We start from the raw sequence: 18,553 nt of genomic DNA on the forward strand, positions 1-18,553 counted from the left end.
ACAGTAGATAACACGTCAACAGTAGGGCTATTGCCGGGATCAGCCACATGTCACATTAAAATACGTCTTTTGGGTTACCGCTTTTCAGCAGTTTCAGGATATCTTCCTGCTTCTCTTCGACTTCGTCGTCTTCATCACCCAACTCAATGCCCAACTGCTCCATCAGTGCATCAATACGATCCAGGGTTTTCTCAACGTAAGCCTGATCTTCCGCATTCAGGGTGGCACCATCATCCAGGCGCTCCAACAATGCATCTAAACGTTCATCATTTTCCAGTTTCGCCAGTTCTTCTTCCGGCGACAGGCGCGGCTTAGCTTCTGCCTTCGGTTTTGGCTGAGGTTTGGCTTTCGCTTTGGCTTCAACCACCAGCGCTACCGGCACTTTACTGCCAATACGGGGATCTTTAGGCTGTGCCGCCGCTTTGTCTTTCTGGTTGGCGGACTCAACCTGGGTGCGTGAGCCTGAAGCATGACCACGGCGTTTTTTAAGACGTTTGCGATCACGAGCTTCCTGATCGAGCTCCACACGGCTTTTCTTTTTACTTTTTGACGTCGCCGCGCTGCTGCGTGGGGTGCGAGGTGCTTTTGATGGCTGGTTCATTGCGTGTGCTCTTAGGTGTGTAGATTCAGTATAGAAATGCTATACGATTGCGGCGGAATCTAGCAGAAAGTAGACAAAGAAAAAAGGCGGCAGGTTAAACCTGCCGCCTATTTCACACCTTCAAGTGAAGGATATTCCTACTCCGCACTCCATGCGTACACTCAACGTCCCAGTTTTTCCATCTGCTATAACCGCATTCCCTGCAACTATGTCCTTCATCCTGAAAAGGAAATTCGTCCCTGGTGCAATCCGTTAGCCTTCACTCTTCCTGAGTGTGCTTCCCGCATGCATCCAAATTGCAGTTACTTCACCATCCATATGCTATTCATACGCTCCGGTACAAATAGTTTCAATTCCATCTGAAGCCATCCTGATACTCATTACACATCCTGTGTATTCCATGAGATTTATCACCCTTCCTGGATGTTCCTGTTTCCTTCGCGTCCTGCGTTGAGACCTACTTTACGCCTTTAGGCGCTGTACTCAAGGTACCTACAACAGGCTTACAGTGATATTTTCACCACAAAAACACTAATCATTTGTTTTTTAAACAAAATTAATAAATGAACATTTAAATAAAGAGACATTACCCTCTATTGGAATGGCAAATGTCTTACACGATAGGAGCCAATTTGCTCGAATGGACTACTCGCTAGATGTATAAAAACTGAGAAAAACACCATTTTGATACCGATGCAGTTATAATCGCCCACCAGATAGCCATCCTCACGGAGACGAAAATTTTGACCAGTAAGAATTACAATTATCATGTGACCCACTTCGTCACCAGTGCGCCCGATATTCGCCACCTTCCGGGGGATGAAGGTATTGAAGTGGCATTTGCCGGCCGATCCAACGCCGGTAAATCCAGTGCGTTGAATACCCTGACCAATCAGAAAGGGTTGGCGCGTACCAGTAAAACCCCTGGCCGTACCCAATTGATCAACCTGTTCGAAGTGGAAGAAGGTATTCGTCTGGTGGATTTGCCTGGCTATGGCTACGCAGAAGTCCCTGAAGAGATGAAACGCAAATGGCAGCGCGCGCTGGGGGAATACCTGCAGATGCGCAACTGCCTGAAAGGTCTGGTGGTACTGATGGATATCCGCCACCCGCTGAAGGATCTCGACCAGCAGATGATTCAATGGGCTGTTGATGTCGGCACGCCCGTGCTTGTGCTGCTGACCAAGGCCGATAAACTGGCGTCCGGCGCGCGCAAGGCACAGCTGAATATGGTGCGTGAAGCCGTGCTGCCGTTTATGGGGGATGTTCAGGTTGAAGCCTTCTCTTCACCGAAAAAAATTGGCGTCGACAAGCTGAGCCAAAAGCTAAACACCTGGTTTAATGAGATCCCACCCGAGGTACTGCCGGAAGAGGATGAAATCGGCGGAGAATAACCGTTGGTTGAGTAAACAGCCGATGTGGAGACATCGGCTTTTTTTACGTCTACAGATCGCCACGCTGTGCTTTATTTTGTTACCTAGTTACATTTCTGACTAAAAACCATCAGAAAGACTTATGGCAAAATTGAGAGAATAATGCAGATAAAAACAGAGGGTTATCGACCATTGGCAGGAAAGGGAATAAACAGAGAAAGCGAAGAGAAAGCTATGTTGGCCTTTGTTTATACAATAAAAAACGCCCCAGTCAAAACCGACTGGGGCGGCTAATATTAAGCCAAATCCGATTACGTGAAGTAAAAGGTCTGAAAAGATAGAACATCTTACCTCTGTACCCTACGCCTGTAACTCTACATCATTTTTTCACAGCGCAAAAGAATTTTTTGTAGTTTAGTTACACAGTATAAAGGCTAAGAACGGCGATGTTGGGGAAACAATCGCCGTATATTGTAGCTTAATTACGAAAAGTGCTTAGGTTATCGCCAGTTAGATGCCATCCCCTGAAGAACGCAGCAAAGCAATCAGTGGGCTTCATCCCAGTTTTTACCAACGCCGATATCCACCTTCAGTGGTACGGCCAGTTTCATACCGCCTTCCATCAGTTCGTGAATGCGCTGGCTCGCCTCTTCAATGGCCGATTCATGTACTTCAAACACCAATTCATCATGTACTTGCATGATCATGTGCACTAACGGCTTTTCCTGCACTTGCAACCAGGCATTCACTTCGATCATCGCACGCTTGATGATATCCGCTGCGGTACCTTGCATCGGGGCGTTAATCGCCGCTCGTTCAGCTGCCTTACGGCGCATCGCGTTACTGGAACGTACGTCTGGCAGATACAACCGGCGACCATCCAGCGTGCTAACATAACCCTGCTCAGAGGCCTGCTGGCGGGTACGCTCCATATATTCCAGCACTCCGGGGTAGCGTTCGAAATAAAGATCCATATAGCGCTGGGCCTCGCCACGCGGGATCCCCAACTGACGCGCCAGACCAAACGCACTCATGCCGTAAATCAGGCCAAAGTTAATTGCCTTGGCACTGCGGCGCTGTTCGCTGGTCACTTTGTCGAGCGGCAAACCAAACACTTCTGCCGCTGTGGCACGGTGAATATCTTTACCTTCAGCAAAGGCCTTCAATAGACCTTCGTCCTGCGACAGATGAGCCATGATACGCAGCTCAATCTGCGAGTAGTCAGCAGCGACAATACGGTAACCTTCTGGCGCAATAAACGCCTGACGGATACGACGGCCTTCATCGTTACGCACCGGGATGTTCTGTAGGTTCGGATCGCTGGAGGAAAGACGCCCGGTTGCCGTCACTGCCTGATGATAAGAAGTATGCACCCGCCCGCTAACCGGATTGATCATCAGCGGTAGCTTGTCGGTATAGGTGGTTTTCAGTTTCGCCAACCCACGGTATTCCAGCAGTACTTTTGGCAATGGGTAATCAAGCGCCAGCTCAGCCAAAACCTCTTCATTGGTTGAAGGAGCACCACCGGGGGTTTTCTTCAAAATTGGTAACTTTTGTTTTTCATACAAAATTGCCTGGAGCTGCTTGGTTGAAGCCAGATTAAATGGCTCTTCAGCCAGTTCATGCGCTTGCACTTCAAGCTCTGCCAGGCGTTTAGCCAACTCTTTGGAATGTGCCGCCAGAATATTTTGATCGATCAGCACACCGGTTCGTTCGATATGCGAAAGTACCGGCAGCAACGGCATTTCAATTTCATTGAATACCGTCAGCAGATCTTCACTTTCTTTCAGTTTTGGCCACATCGCCAGATGTAACTGCAGCGTAACGTCGGCATCTTCAGCGGCGTAAGGCCCGGCTTGCTCAAGGGCAATCTGGTTAAAGGTCAGCTGATTTTTCCCCTTACCTGCAATCTCTTCAAAGGTAATGGTTTTATGACCTAGATGGCGATCGGCCAGACTGTCCATATCGTGGCGACCGCTGACGCTGTCCAGTACGTAGGACTCAAGCATGGTGTCATAAGCAATACCACGCAGATCGATGTCATAGCGCGCCAGCAGGCTCTTATCAAACTTCAGGTTCTGCCCAACCTTCAGCGCCTTTTCATCTTCCAGCAACGGCTTCAGGGTGGCTAACACATGGGCACGATCCAATTGAGGGGGAGCATCAAGGTAATCATGTGCGACCGGCAAATAGGCAGCTACACCCGGCTCAATAGCAAAGGACAAACCAATCAAGTTAGCGGTTAAGGTATCCAGGCCATCAGTCTCGGTATCAAAGGCAAACACGTCCGCTTTTTTCAGGCGTGCTATCCAATCAACAAAGGTTTCTTCATCAAGGATCGTGACATAACCTTCCTGCGACAGTGTGGCTTCACTGGCAACCTTAGGTGTTTCAGCCGCTGCCGCCGGTTTTGCTCCGGTACTGGCTTTACGTCCGCCACCTTTATTTTCTAACCAAGTGCCAGCCTCAACGTCTGCCATCCAACGCTTGAATTCGTAGCGTTTAAACAGCGCCTGTAACTGATCAACATCTGGCTGGTTCACTTGCAGTTCGCCGCAGCTTAGTTCCAACTCGACATCGGTTTTAATCGTCGCCAGCTTATAAGAGAGGTAAGCCACCTCTTTATTCTGCTCCAATTTGGCGGCGATAGTTTTAGCCCCACGGAAACTCAGCGTGGCGATGCTGTCGAGATTAGCATAGAGCGCATCCAATCCTCCCAGCCCTTGCAGCAGCGCCTGAGCGGTTTTCTCACCAACGCCAGGTACACCGGGGATGTTATCTGACGAGTCACCCATCAATGCCAGAAAATCGATGATCAGCTCTGGTGGAATGCCGTATTTATCACACACTTCCTGTGGACCAAGGATAGTGTTGTTCATGGTGTTGATCAGGATGATATTTGGCGTCACCAGTTGCGCCATATCCTTGTCACCGGTACTGATCAATACCGCGTGGCCGGCCTTTTCCGCCTCTTGTGCCAAGGTGCCAATCACGTCATCGGCTTCCACTCCTGGCGTCACGATCAGCGGCAGCCCCATGGCCTTCACCATTTGGTGCAGAGGTTCGATCTGCGCACGCAAATCGTCCGGCATCGGTGGCCGGTGTGATTTGTATTCGGCAAACAGATCGTCACGGAAAGTTTTGCCTTTGGCGTCGAACACCACCGCCACGTGGCTAGGGGTGTACTGCAGAAGCAGGCTACGCAGCATATTCAGCACACCGTACATCGCCCCGGTCGGCTCGCCAACGGAGTTGGTTAGCGGTGGGAAGGCATGATAGGCACGATAGAGGTAGGAAGAACCATCTACCAGGATTAATGGGTTTTCTGCAATCTGGGCCATAGCGTTTCTTTTTTTATTCGTGAAAAGACTGAGCTAAGCATGCCATAGCTAGCCGCTGGTGACGAACCTTAGCGTGCATTGTCGATAAATTTGATGGGATTCTGCGAGGCGATCCGCAAGATCCTTCTTGTGGATAACTTTGTGCATAGAAAAGATAGCGAATTATAATAATGCGCTTATCATTATAACTGAAAATAAAATTAGCATTTAAATCATAGCGTTAAAGTAAATTATTTTATGCCTTGATATTAATCATCTTTCAAGCAATTTGTGGATATAACTTAAGCCAAATGCTAACAGCACAAATAATCAATTTTTGGCACCTCAATGGCCATAGCACAAGATTAACGATTTGCACGGGGACGTAATACTCGGCTATTCCTTTGTAGCCAAAATACTGGCTTTTAGCAGCGTTATCTGCTCCTGGTTTCTGTTAGAATATTCTTTCATCCGTAACAATGTTTTCATTCACCTTCAGCACTTAACTCATGCCAAAGTTGTTATCCCCCGTTATTTTTATCCTCTCTACACTGCTCACCATTGTAGTGACGGTTTTATGCTCTATCCCTATAACTTTGGCTGGCGTTATTAAACTGTTGGTTCCGGTTCCCGCTCTTTGGCGACATATCTCCATCTTTAGTGATTACATCATGTGGTGCTGGTGCCAAAGCCTAGCCCTGCTACTAAAAAAAATTAACACGGGTATACAATGGGATATTGATGGGCTGAAAGGGTTGGAAAAAAAGAATTGGTATCTGCTGATTGGTAACCATCAAAGCTGGTCGGATATTGTCGTGCTGTGTGTACTCTTCCGTAATCACATACCGATGAATAAGTATTTCCTCAAACAGCAGTTAGCCTGGATACCCTTCGTTGGCTTGGCCTGCTGGGCGTTGGATATGCCATTCATGAAACGCTATTCTCGCTCCTATTTGCTGAAGCATCCGGAAAAACGGGGACGGGATATCGAAACAACTCGTCGTTCCTGTGAGAAGTTTCGCCAACGCCCAACAACTATCGTTAATTTCGTTGAGGGTTCGCGTTTTACGGAAGCGAAAAAAATCAAAACTCACTCACCTTACCGTAATTTACTTGCACCCAAAGCGGCCGGTATTGCCTTTACGCTCAACTCACTTGGTAACCAATTTGATAAAGTATTGAATGTGACTCTGCTCTATCCTGATAACCAGGCGCACACGTTTATGGATATGCTGTGCGGCCGGCTGAAACGCATTGTGGTAAGAATTGAATGCCTGCCGATTGATAAAATCTTGCACGGGGATTACTTCAACGACAAACAGTTCAAGCGCAAATTCCAGCTTTGGTTGAATACCTTATGGCTGGAAAAAGACCGCCTGCTTGATAAACTCAAGCGCCAGTACCGCTAAAAAAAACGCCGGATTAACCGGCGTTCGTTATCTTGTTTACACGTTATTTCTTTTCACTCAGGAATTTTACTACGTCAGCAAATTGCTTCACGTAAGCTTCCATTGAGCTGGTATCCAAACCATCGGGCTTCACCATGTATTTGCCATTAACAAACATCGCTGGTACACCACGCAGTTGCAGATCTTCAGCCGCTTTCTGTTGCTGAACCACCAAGGATTTCACGACAAAACTGTTCAAGGCCGCATCATAGTCTTCCGCGCTAACGCCTGCCTTCACGAAAACATTACGGATGTCATCTGGGGTTTGTACCGTTTGAGTTTTCTGTACTGCTTCAAACATCAGCGGAGTGATTTTATCTTCCACACCTAAGGCTATCGCCACAGCCCATGCTTGAGTCATCTGTTTGCCCAAAGGCCCCAGGAACTCCACATGATATTTGGTCATTTTGGTGCCCGCAGGCAAGGCTTTCTTCACGCTATCAGAAACATGATAAACCTCTTCAAACTGATAACAGTGTGGGCAGTAGAAGGAGAAAAACTCCAATACTTGCGGTTCACCGGTCACAGGTTTGTCCAAAGTGACATATTGAGTACCATCGCTAAATCGCGCAGTAGAGGCACTGAGCGTCTGTGATTCACTTTTTACGGCTTTATCCAAAGTGATGGATGGAGAACTGTCGCTAACTTGCGCAGCAGAGGCACTGAATGCCATCACCATGCCAACGAGTGCCAACCATATTTTCTTCATAAAACTAAACTCTCCATTATGTTAAAGCTTCAATACATTGGCATCAGCTGCAGAGGAGGTTCCTGCAACAGCTTAACCTGCTCAGTAAATGCCTTAGTCTGAGATAACCAAAAATCAGACTCAGCCATCCACGGAAAACTTTTAGGGAATGCCGGGTCTTGCCAACGGCGTGCTACCCATGCCAGGTAATACACCATACGCATCGCCCGCAACGGCTCAATTAACGCTAATTCTCGCTGATCAAATTCGGCAAATTCACCGTAGGCTTCCAGCAAGATATCCAATTGCATCAACCGATCGCGGCGTTCACCGTGTAACAACATCCACAGATCCTGCACTGCTGGCCCATTACGCGCATCATCCAGATCGACGAACAACGGCCCATCACGCCACAGAATGTTGCCCGGATGGCAGTCACCGTGCACACGCAACGGCTGCCAATCCAATTGCCAATGCTGTTTGATGACGGCAATCAGATTATCCATAGCGTTCAAAAAAGTATCGCGCTGAGCCTTGGGCACTAAAGCGCAGTTTGCCAAAACCTGCCGTGGCGCCGTAAGATACTCTTCAACGCCGATGGTGGGGCGCTCGGCAAACAAACTTTCGCTACCCACCTGATGAATACGACCCAGAAAACGCCCAACCCACTCCAGTTGCTCAAGACTATCTATCTCATATTGCCGGCCCCCCACACTGGGAAAGACGGTAAAAAAGAAACCTGCATGGGTATGTAGGGTATTCCCTTGCAACACCAGTGGTGCAACTGCCGGGATTTCAGCTTGGGATAGCTCAAGAGCAAACTGATGCTCTTCACCAATTTGTACTGCGCTCCAACGCTCCGGCCGATAAAATTTCACCACATAACGCTTACGATCTTCATCCATAAACTGATAAACGCGGTTTTCATAGCTGTTCAGCGCCGTCAGCCCGGAATCAACACGCAAACCAATCCCTTCCAAAGCATCCATAATCAGATCGGGAGAAAGGGTTTCAAAATTAAAAGCAGAGTTATTATTCATAACAGCCATTCAGTTCGCCAGATGACAACACAGTGCCAAGTATGAGAAATAGTAGCACTAATCATCACTACAGATGACTGTCCCTGATGAGTGCTAGTCTTTAATGACACCGCGAGCACGCAGCAATGCGGTTTTGAAGTCTTCTTCGTAATCTTTCTTCAGACCAGGGATCTGCTCGGTGCCAGCACTGCCGCGCATTTTAAGATGATAAATCAAAATATCATCGCTCAGATCCGCCAAGTCACCTTGAAAACCCGCTTCCTGCGCCAGCTTTTGCAGAAACTGAATCAGATTGAGATCCGGATCCTGCTGCCAGGCCGGGTGGAGCAGCTCAATCAACTCGTTTACGCGATGCGTTTTCATACCAATATCATCCAGTGAAGTGAATAAACTCACAAAGTAGCAGGCTTACTCACGCAGTGAAAGAACCAGCTTGTCAATAAAGGTAAATCACCCTATCTGAACAGGTTTAGCGCTACAATCAGTGCATTAGCAATACAGCAGAGTGATGGATGATGCATAAAGAAATAACCGGCGTTATTCTGGCAGGAGGGCGTTCTGCCCGCATGATGGGTGAAGATAAAGGACTAATTCAACTGGGTGATAAAGCATTGTACCAACACGTGTTGGATCGATTAATGCCACAGGTTGGTCACCTGATTATCTGCGCAAACCGCAATCAGCAACGTTATAGGGAAAGCGGCTTACCAGTAGTAAGCGATCTGACGGCTGACTTCCCCGGCCCATTAGCCGGTATATTGGCTGGGTTCCACTATGCCGATAATGAGTGGATAGTCTGCGCCCCCTGTGATGTTCCAGATCTCCCAGACAATTTGGTTGAGCAACTATGGCAGCATAAAGGTACAGCGCTGGCTGCCTATGCCAGCGACGGCGAGCGCCCGCACCCCACATTAGCATTATTCCATACCAGCCTATTGGGTAACTTGACGGATTATCTGGCTAGCGGCGAGCGTAAGCTGATGCTGTTTATGGAGGCCATAGGTGCGCAGCAGGTTGTATTCAATAACCAGCGACAGGCTTTCCGCAATTTAAATACGCCTGAAGATTGCCAGCAATGGTTGCAGGAGAAAGGAATCGTTGATGATTAACTCATTACCCCCTTTACTCGCTATCGCAGCTTATAGCGGCACAGGAAAAACCACGCTACTTAAGCAATTAATTCCACTATTGAAACAGCAGCAGATACGAATTGGGCTTATCAAGCATACCCATCATGATATGGATATGGATACTCCAGGCAAGGACAGCTACGAGCTACGTAAAGCCGGAGCAAGTCAAACGCTGGTGGCTAACGATCGGCGTTGGGTGCTGATGACCGAAACCCCCGAACAGCAACCGCTGGATTTAATGTATTTGGCCAGCAGGTTCGACAGTAGCAAAGTGGATTTAATTCTGGTGGAGGGATTCAAACATGAACCTATCAGTAAAATCGTTCTTTATCGCGAGGAAGTGGGGAAACCGCTTGAAAGTATGCTGGATAAATATGTTATTGCGGTGGCAAGCGATAAAAAAACCAACGATATACTGCGGCAATTAGATATCAATCGGCCAGAGGAGATCGCCGTATTTATTACACAATGGCTGAAGGAAATAAGAGAATAAGTGAGTCTCTTGAACAAATTAATTCTGAGTTTAAATCTCAAAGCAAAAAGCCCCATGCTTTCGCATGAGGCTTTCTACTTTATTTGATGCCTGGCAGTGTCCTACTCTCGCATGGGGAGACCCCACACTACCATCGGCGCTACGGCGTTTCACTTCTGAGTTCGGCATGGGGTCAGGTGGGACCACCGCGCTATTGCCGCCAGGCAAATTCTGTTTCATTCCAGGCCGTCACATGTCTCTACACGTAACCACCAGAACCAATCTAAGAACATCGCTGAAAATTAAAACTCTACTTCGTCTCTAAAAACACCTTCGGTGTTGTAAGGTTAAGCCTCACGGTTCATTAGTACTGGTTAGCTCAATGCATCGCTGCACTTACACACCCAGCCTATCAACGTCTTAGTCTTAAACGTTCCTTCAGGGACCTTAAAGGCCCAGGGAAGACTCATCTCGAGGCAAGTTTCGCGCTTAGATGCTTTCAGCGCTTATCTTTTCCGCACTTAGCTACCGGGCAGTGCCATTGGCATGACAACCCGAACACCAGTGGTGCGTTCACTCCGGTCCTCTCGTACTAGGAGCAACCCCTCTCAATCTTCCAACGCCCACGGCAGATAGGGACCGAACTGTCTCACGACGTTCTAAACCCAGCTCGCGTACCACTTTAAATGGCGAACAGCCATACCCTTGGGACCTACTTCAGCCCCAGGATGTGATGAGCCGACATCGAGGTGCCAAACACCGCCGTCGATATGAACTCTTGGGCGGTATCAGCCTGTTATCCCCGGAGTACCTTTTATCCGTTGAGCGATGGCCCTTCCATTCAGAACCACCGGATCACTAAGACCTACTTTCGTACCTGCTCGAGCCGTCACTCTCGCAGTCAAGCTAGCTTATGCCTTTGCACTAACCTCACGATGTCCGACCGTGATTAGCTAACCTTCGTGCTCCTCCGTTACTCTTTGGGAGGAGACCGCCCCAGTCAAACTACCCACCAGACACTGTCCTCACCCCGGATTACGGGGCCGAGTTAGAACATCAAACATTAAAGGGTGGTATTTCAAGGTTGGCTCCATGCAGACTGGCGTCCACACTTCGATGCCTCCCACCTATCCTACACATCAAGGCTCAATGTTCAGTGTCAAGCTATAGTAAAGGTTCACGGGGTCTTTCCGTCTTGCCGCGGGTACACTGCATCTTCACAGCGAGTTCAATTTCACTGAGTCTCGGGTGGAGACAGCCTGGCCATCATTACGCCATTCGTGCAGGTCGGAACTTACCCGACAAGGAATTTCGCTACCTTAGGACCGTTATAGTTACGGCCGCCGTTTACTGGGGCTTCGATCAAGAGCTTCGCGTTGCCGCTAACCCCATCAATTAACCTTCCAGCACCGGGCAGGCGTCACACCGTATACGTCCACTTTCGTGTTTGCACAGTGCTGTGTTTTTATTAAACAGTTGCAGCCAGCTGGTATCTGCGACTGGCTTCAGCTCCGAGAGCAAGTCTCTTCACCTACGCGCCAGCGTGCCTTCTCCCGAAGTTACGGCACCATTTTGCCTAGTTCCTTCACCCGAGTTCTCTCAAGCGCCTGGGTATTCTCTACCTGACCACCTGTGTCGGTTTGGGGTACGATTCTGTGTTACCTGGAGCTTAGAGGCTTTTCCTGGAAGCTTGGCATCAACCACTTCTGCACCGTAGTGCATCGTCATCACGCCTCAGGGTTGAATAAGAGAACGGATTTACCAATTCTCTCCCCCTACACGCTTAAACCGGGACAACCGTCGCCCGGCTAGCCTAGCCTTCTCCGTCCCCCCTTCGCAGTAACACCGAGTACGGGAATATTAACCCGTTTCCCATCGACTACGCCTTTCGGCCTCGCCTTAGGGGTCGACTCACCCTGCCCCGATTAACGTTGGACAGGAACCCTTGGTCTTCCGGCGAGCGGGTTTTTCACCCGCTTTATCGTTACTTATGTCAGCATTCGCACTTCTGATACCTCCAGCAGCCCTCACAGACCACCTTCAACGGCTTACAGAACGCTCCCCTACCCAACAACGCCTAAGCGTCGCTGCCGCAGCTTCGGTGCATGGTTTAGCCCCGTTACATCTTCCGCGCAGGCCGACTCGACCAGTGAGCTATTACGCTTTCTTTAAATGATGGCTGCTTCTAAGCCAACATCCTGGCTGTCTATGCCTTCCCACATCGTTTCCCACTTAACCATGACTTTGGGACCTTAGCTGGCGGTCTGGGTTGTTTCCCTCTTCACGACGGACGTTAGCACCCGCCGTGTGTCTCCCGTGATAACATTCTTCGGTATTCGGAGTTTGCATCGGGTTGGTAAGCCGGGATGGCCCCCTAGCCGAAACAGTGCTCTACCCCCGAAGATGAGTTCACGAGGCGCTACCTAAATAGCTTTCGGGGAGAACCAGCTATCTCCCGGTTTGATTGGCCTTTCACCCCCAGCCACAAGTCATCCGCTAATTTTTCAACATTAGTCGGTTCGGTCCTCCAGTTAGTGTTACCCAACCTTCAACCTGCCCATGGCTAGATCACCGGGTTTCGGGTCTATACCTTGCAACTAGACGCCCAGTTAAGACTCGGTTTCCCTACGGCTCCCCTATTCGGTTAACCTTGCTACAAAATATAAGTCGCTGACCCATTATACAAAAGGTACGCAGTCACCCAACTAGTAGGCTCCCACTGCTTGTACGTACACGGTTTCAGGTTCTATTTCACTCCCCTCGCCGGGGTTCTTTTCGCCTTTCCCTCACGGTACTGGTTCACTATCGGTCAGTCAGGAGTATTTAGCCTTGGAGGATGGTCCCCCCATATTCAGACAGGATGTCACGTGTCCCGCCCTACTCATCGAACTCACAATGCATGCATTTTAGTGTACGGGGCTATCACCCTTTGCTGCGCGACTTTCCAGACGCTTCCACTAACACATCCACTGATTCAGGTTCTGGGCTCTTCCCCGTTCGCTCGCCGCTACTGGGGGAATCTCGGTTGATTTCTTTTCCTCGGGGTACTTAGATGTTTCAGTTCCCCCGGTTCGCCTCGTATGGCTATGTATTCACCATACGATAGTGTGACGGATCACACTGGGTTTCCCCATTCGGGTATTGCCGGTTGTAACGCTTCATATCAGCTTACCGACACTTTTCGCAGATTAGCACGCCCTTCATCGCCTCTGACTGCCTAGGCATCCACCGTGTACGCTTAGTCACTTAACCTCACAACCCGAAGGTGTTTCCTGTAAACAGGAGACAACCGTCGTGCTGTAAACAATTGAGAGACTCTCTGACAGGTTAGTCCTTACCCCAATAACTCTACGGAGGGATAAGTTTCAGCTATCAGGTTTCAATTTTCAGCTTGTTCCAGATTGTTAAAGAGCAATATCGTAAACACGACTTGTGAAAGTCATCTTTACGTTATTTTCGGTTCCGCAAGAACCGGTGATAATGTCTTTCACTCATTATCGGATGGCGTCCCCAAGGGGATTCGAACCCCTGTTACAGCCGTGAAAGGGCAGTGTCCTAGGCCTCTAGACGATGGGGACACGAAAATCCGATTAAACAGAAACTCTTAATCGGTTCGTATCAGCATGAGTCCAGAAGACTCATTACATCAACAGGTAGCGCTTTTGCTCATTACTTTCTATCAGACAATCTGTTGTGAGCACTCACTCGAATCAATATCGTTAGGTAAGGAGGTGATCCAACCGCAGGTTCCCCTACGGTTACCTTGTTACGACTTCACCCCAGTCATGAATCACAAAGTGGTAAGCGCCCTCCCGAAGGTTAAGCTACCTACTTCTTTTGCAACCCACTCCCATGGTGTGACGGGCGGTGTGTACAAGGCCCGGGAACGTATTCACCGTAGCATTCTGATCTACGATTACTAGCGATTCCGACTTCATGGAGTCGAGTTGCAGACTCCAATCCGGACTACGACATACTTTATGAGGTCCGCTGGCTCTCGCGAGTTTGCTTCTCTTTGTATATGCCATTGTAGCACGTGTGTAGCCCTACTCGTAAGGGCCATGATGACTTGACGTCATCCCCACCTTCCTCCGGTTTATCACCGGCAGTCTCCTTTGAGTTCCCACCATGACGTGCTGGCAACAAAGGATAAGGGTTGCGCTCGTTGCGGGACTTAACCCAACATTTCACAACACGAGCTGACGACAGCCATGCAGCACCTGTCTCACGGTTCCCGAAGGCACCAAGCTATCTCTAGCAAGTTCCGTGGATGTCAAGAGTAGGTAAGGTTCTTCGCGTTGCATCGAATTAAACCACATGCTCCACCGCTTGTGCGGGCCCCCGTCAATTCATTTGAGTTTTAACCTTGCGGCCGTACTCCCCAGGCGGTCGACTTAACGCGTTAGCTCCGGAAGCCACGCCTCAAGGGCACAACCTCCAAGTCGACATCGTTTACAGCGTGGACTACCAGGGTATCTAATCCTGTTTGCTCCCCACGCTTTCGCACCTGAGCGTCAGTCTTTGTCCAGGGGGCCGCCTTCGCCACCGGTATTCCTCCAGATCTCTACGCATTTCACCGCTACACCTGGAATTCTACCCCCCTCTACAAGACTCTAGCTTGCCAGTTTCAAATGCAGTTCCCACGTTAAGCGCGGGGATTTCACATCTGACTTAACAAACCGCCTGCGTGCGCTTTACGCCCAGTAATTCCGATTAACGCTTGCACCCTCCGTATTACCGCGGCTGCTGGCACGGAGTTAGCCGGTGCTTCTTCTGCGAGTAACGTCAATCAGTCGCGCTATTAACACGACTGCCTTCCTCCTCGCTGAAAGTGCTTTACAACCCGAAGGCCTTCTTCACACACGCGGCATGGCTGCATCAGGCTTGCGCCCATTGTGCAATATTCCCCACTGCTGCCTCCCGTAGGAGTCTGGACCGTGTCTCAGTTCCAGTGTGGCTGGTCATCCTCTCAGACCAGCTAGGGATCGTCGCCTAGGTGAGCCATTACCTCACCTACTAGCTAATCCCATCTGGGCACATCCGATGGTGTGAGGCCCGAAGGTCCCCCACTTTGGTCCGAAGACGTTATGCGGTATTAGCTACCGTTTCCAGTAGTTATCCCCCTCCATCGGGCAGTTTCCCAGACATTACTCACCCGTCCGCCGCTCGCCGGCAAAGTAGCAAGCTACTTTCCGCTGCCGCTCGACTTGCATGTGTTAGGCCTGCCGCCAGCGTTCAATCTGAGCCATGATCAAACTCTTCAATTAAAAGTTCGATTTGCTTTAACAAGTAAAGCGATGCTCAAAGATTACTTTCTGCAAATGCATTGCCCTTGCGGGTCAATGTATACTGCTTTGGTCACTCTTCAAGACTTGATATTTTTTTGCCACCGAAGTGGCTGGATATCGTCTTGTGAGTGCCCACACAGATTGTCTGATAAATTGTTAAAGAGCGTTGGTTACCGGCATGTTTCTCGGTAACGCGGGAGGCAGATAATACGCTTTCCCGCTGAAGAGTCAACCTTTTTTCTCTTGCGAGATGCGGTGTTTTCACCGGGTTGCTTCTTCCTGGCTGGGCGAACTGTCTCGTTAGAGTAGTCGTTGTTCCCGGTCAGTGGAGGCGCATTATAGGGAGTTCTCAGAGCGCCGCAACCCCTAAATTCAAAAAACGTTTCAAGCGCGGATATTTTCAACAAAACGCTGCACAAGGCAGCGTTTTTGCCTCTTACCCCTGAAAACAGCCGTAAAAGCTGGCTCCCCGTAGAGTAAAATGACAGGTAATGATGCAAGCCAAGGATCCGCAGCCATGCAATTTAATGCTCAACAACAGGCCGCACAGCGAAACCTTTCTTACCTACTGGCAGAAAAGCTCGGCCAACAAATTCTGGCAGGTAAATATGAAGCGGGCAGTATCCTGCCGGGTGAGATGGAGTTGGGGGAGCAATTTGGTGTTAGCCGCACTGCGGTGAGGGAGGCGGTAAAGATACTGGCAGCTAAAGGTATGCTGCTACCACGCCCACGTATCGGTACCAGGGTGATGCCACAAAGCCAATGGAACTTTCTCGATCAGGATTTACTGGCATGGTGGATGACAAAGGAAAATGTCGATCAGGTCATGCAGCACTTCCTGATCCTGCGCACTACGCTCGAACCCCAAGCCTGTTCACTGGCCGCCGCCAAGGCTACTGCGCAACAGAAAGCACAATTAACTCGCTTGATGCTGGAGATGCGCGCACTGCACACTGATTTTGACCGCGAACGTTGGATTGAGGTCGATAGCCAATATCACCAGTTGATATACGAAGCCAGTGCTAACCCGTTTCTGACCTCATTCGCCAAATTGTTCAGTTCGGTCTATCAAAACTACTTTCGCGCGATTACCGGGAACGAAGTAATTAAGCTGCAAAGCCATCAGGCGATTGTCGATGCCATCGTATTGGGCGACAACGCGGCAGCATTGGTCGCATGCCAAGCTCTGCTACAAGATAACGAGTAAGCTTATATATAGAAGAAAAGAGAAAGACGGTTAGCGACGACCCACGGAGGCGCGATCCACCAACTCGGGCGTCAGTACCATAACTTGAGCCTCACGTTCAGGGTGTTGCAGACGATGGATCAACGCATCAATGGCTAACTCCCCGAGTGAGTCTTTCGGCTGATGAATAGTACTCAGCGGTGGCGTTAAGTATTTAGCCAACTCGATATCGTCATATCCCATGACGGCCATATCCTGCGGCACCACCATCCTCGCCTGATAAAGTGCCTGATAAACCCCTACGGCCACCGCATCGTTCCCGGCAAACACCGCATGCGGTGGTTCAGCCAACGCCAGCAGTTGCCGCATAGCCTGAACACCACCCTCAAATTCAAAGTCGCAATGCACTTCATAACCAGGCGGAATATCGAGCCCGGCACGATGCATCGCACGGCGATACCCTTCCAAGCGATGGCGCGCGGTGGTTTTATCCTGTGGCCCGGCAATGCAGGCAATTTTACGGTAACCACGGCCGATCAGATGATCGGTAGCCATTTCACCACCGAGCAACGAGTTATCCTGAATAATATCGTTAGCCCCTTCGAACGGTGCCCAATCCATCATCACAATGGGTAAAGAGGGATAACGACTCAGTACATCTGGTGACGGACGATGATTCTCAGTGCACATCAATAGCAAACCATCGACTCGCTTTTGCAACAGCGTTTCCATGCTGCGGTTCATGCGTGCCGCATCTTCTTCGGTATTACACAGGATCAGACTGTATCCGCGTTCATAGCAGCTGCGCTCGACGCCGCGCACCACTTCGGCATAAAACGGGTTATTGCTGGAAGTGACCAGCATACCGATGGTATGCGTGGTATTGAGTTTCAGGCTACGAGCCAATGCTGACGGAGCATAATTAAGCTGTTCGACGGCCGCCATGACTTTGCCGCGCACGCTGTCGCTGACAAAGCGATTGTTATTAATCACGTGCGATACCGTCGAGGTGGAAACCCCTGCCAGACGCGCAACATCTTTCATGGTGGCCAAAAGGATTACTCCTGCTGCAACAGGAAGGCGTCAATCTCTGCACGCCAGGGTACGGAAGGCTGTGCGCCAGCGCGAGTTACGGCAATCGCCGCAGCCGCATGGGCGAAACGCACGGCATCATCCATAGATTTGCCTTCGAGCAACGCCGTAACCAGCGCGCCGTTAAAGGTGTCGCCAGCGGCAATGGTATCAACCGCTTTCACCTTAAAGCCCGGCACCCGTTTACCGCTGCGGTTTTCACTCAGCCAAACGCCTCGGCTACCGAGCGTGATAATCACGCACCCGATACCTTTATCATGCAACGCATTGGCAGCACGGGCTGCATCACTGTCATCATTGACGGCAATACCGGTCAGCCGCTGAGCTTCGGTTTCATTCGGCGTGATGATATCGATCATCGCCAATAACTCATCCGGCAACTCGCGTGCCGGTGCCGGATTGAGGATCACTTGCGTATGGTGCTGCTTTGCCAGTTTGGCGGCAGCGATCACCGTTTCGAGTGGAGATTCGAGCTGCATCAGCAATGCATCCGCATCGATCACTTTCTGCTGATAACGCTTAAGATAATCGGGCGTCAGGGCCGCATTGGCACCCGCATCGATACCAATCACGTTCTCACCTTCCGCATTAACAAAAATCAGTGCAACCCCGGTGGTACGGCTGGCAATAGCTTCAATCGGTTGGGTATCAATGCGATCGGTTACCAGTTGCTGGCGAATACGCTCACCGATATCATCAGCCCCAACACAGGCGATAAACGCGATCTCCGCGCCGCTGCGTCCGGCGGCCACGGCCTGGTTAGCCCCTTTGCCACCGAAAGCGACGTTATACTGCTTCCCGATCACCGTTTCACCCGGATGGGGAAACTGTTCGATATTAAGGATATGGTCGGCATTGATGCTGCCCAAAACCACCAGCTTTCCTGTTTCCATCGCATTGATTCCTGCAAAATTA

The 18,553-nt window shown here is 49.9% G+C and carries 12 protein-coding genes, 1 tRNA gene and 3 rRNA genes; 5 read left to right on the top strand and 11 right to left on the bottom strand.

The features are described 5' to 3' along the window. Positions 1–55 precede the first annotated feature (55 nt). Positions 56–601 carry a Der GTPase-activating protein YihI gene (yihI, locus tag ACX1CU_RS23760; protein WP_459400621.1) on the bottom strand — a complete coding sequence of 182 codons (546 nt, stop codon included), beginning with the start codon at positions 599–601 and terminating at the stop codon, positions 56–58. 743 nt (positions 602–1,344) lie between these two features. Here yihI and yihA point away from each other — a divergent pair. Beyond that, the gene (yihA, locus tag ACX1CU_RS23765; RefSeq protein WP_459400622.1) at positions 1,345–1,995 is read left to right on the top strand and encodes a ribosome biogenesis GTP-binding protein YihA/YsxC; all 651 of its coding nucleotides are present in this window, start codon (positions 1,345–1,347) and stop codon (positions 1,993–1,995) included. A 524-nt stretch (positions 1,996–2,519) separates the two neighbouring features. Here yihA and polA read toward each other — a convergent pair. Further along, complete coding sequence (polA, locus tag ACX1CU_RS23770; protein ID WP_459400623.1) at positions 2,520–5,315, bottom strand: DNA polymerase I; 2,796 nt, start codon at positions 5,313–5,315, stop codon at positions 2,520–2,522. A 488-nt stretch (positions 5,316–5,803) separates the two neighbouring features. Here polA and ACX1CU_RS23775 point away from each other — a divergent pair, with 488 nt between their 5' ends. Continuing rightward, positions 5,804–6,703 (top strand): acyltransferase, encoded by a 900-nt coding sequence (locus ACX1CU_RS23775; RefSeq protein ID WP_459400624.1) that lies wholly within the window; start codon positions 5,804–5,806, stop codon positions 6,701–6,703. Positions 6,704–6,746: 43 nt separating this feature from the next. Here the strand turns inward: ACX1CU_RS23775 and dsbA are convergent, their stop codons facing one another. From dsbA to ACX1CU_RS23790, 3 genes are all read right to left on the bottom strand, one after another. Beyond that, entirely contained in the window at positions 6,747–7,451 is a 705-nt protein-coding gene (dsbA, locus tag ACX1CU_RS23780) for a thiol:disulfide interchange protein DsbA (RefSeq protein WP_459400625.1), read from the bottom strand. A gap of 29 nt (positions 7,452–7,480) precedes the next feature. Next, positions 7,481–8,479, bottom strand: coding sequence for a serine/threonine protein kinase (locus tag ACX1CU_RS23785; protein ID WP_459400626.1), 999 nt, complete (start codon positions 8,477–8,479; stop codon positions 7,481–7,483). Between the two features lie 84 nt (positions 8,480–8,563). Next, on the bottom strand, positions 8,564–8,833 hold the full coding sequence (locus ACX1CU_RS23790) for a YihD family protein (RefSeq protein ID WP_037400383.1): 270 nt from the start codon (positions 8,831–8,833) through the stop codon (positions 8,564–8,566). Between the two features lie 152 nt (positions 8,834–8,985). Here ACX1CU_RS23790 and mobA point away from each other — a divergent pair, with 152 nt between their 5' ends. Both mobA and mobB read left to right on the top strand, forming a co-directional pair. Continuing rightward, complete coding sequence (gene mobA / locus ACX1CU_RS23795; protein ID WP_459402898.1) at positions 8,986–9,579, top strand: molybdenum cofactor guanylyltransferase MobA; 594 nt, start codon at positions 8,986–8,988, stop codon at positions 9,577–9,579. Continuing rightward, positions 9,572–10,093 (top strand): molybdopterin-guanine dinucleotide biosynthesis protein MobB, encoded by a 522-nt coding sequence (gene mobB / locus ACX1CU_RS23800; RefSeq protein ID WP_459400627.1) that lies wholly within the window; start codon positions 9,572–9,574, stop codon positions 10,091–10,093. Before mobA ends, mobB begins: the two co-directional genes overlap by 8 nt. 88 nt (positions 10,094–10,181) lie before the next feature. Here the strand turns inward: mobB and rrf are convergent. The 4 genes from rrf to ACX1CU_RS23820 all read right to left on the bottom strand — a co-directional run bounded on the left by rrf (position 10,182) and on the right by ACX1CU_RS23820 (position 15,339). Continuing rightward, a 5S ribosomal RNA gene (gene rrf / locus ACX1CU_RS23805) occupies positions 10,182–10,297 on the bottom strand. 118 nt (positions 10,298–10,415) lie between these two features. Next, positions 10,416–13,324: ribosomal RNA gene (locus tag ACX1CU_RS23810) — 23S ribosomal RNA — on the bottom strand. 250 nt (positions 13,325–13,574) lie between these two features. Further along, positions 13,575–13,650: transfer RNA gene (locus ACX1CU_RS23815), tRNA-Glu, on the bottom strand. A gap of 146 nt (positions 13,651–13,796) precedes the next feature. Then, positions 13,797–15,339 (bottom strand): 16S ribosomal RNA (locus ACX1CU_RS23820). Together the 16S, 23S and 5S rRNA genes with 1 tRNA gene alongside form the textbook arrangement of a ribosomal RNA operon. Before the next feature lie 538 nt (positions 15,340–15,877). On the opposite strand from ACX1CU_RS23820, the gene ACX1CU_RS23825 reads away from it, so the two are divergent. Beyond that, positions 15,878–16,567, top strand: coding sequence for a FadR/GntR family transcriptional regulator (locus tag ACX1CU_RS23825; protein WP_459400628.1), 690 nt, complete (start codon positions 15,878–15,880; stop codon positions 16,565–16,567). A gap of 30 nt (positions 16,568–16,597) precedes the next feature. On the opposite strand, the gene rbsR is transcribed toward ACX1CU_RS23825, so the two are convergent. Continuing rightward, positions 16,598–17,599 carry a ribose operon transcriptional repressor RbsR gene (gene rbsR / locus ACX1CU_RS23830; protein ID WP_459400629.1) on the bottom strand — a complete coding sequence of 334 codons (1,002 nt, stop codon included), beginning with the start codon at positions 17,597–17,599 and terminating at the stop codon, positions 16,598–16,600. Between the two features lie 5 nt (positions 17,600–17,604). Further along, complete coding sequence (rbsK, locus tag ACX1CU_RS23835) at positions 17,605–18,531, bottom strand: ribokinase (RefSeq protein ID WP_459400630.1); 927 nt, start codon at positions 18,529–18,531, stop codon at positions 17,605–17,607. Positions 18,532–18,553 lie beyond the last annotated feature (22 nt).

This window comes from Serratia sp. D1N4, assembly GCF_054552755.1.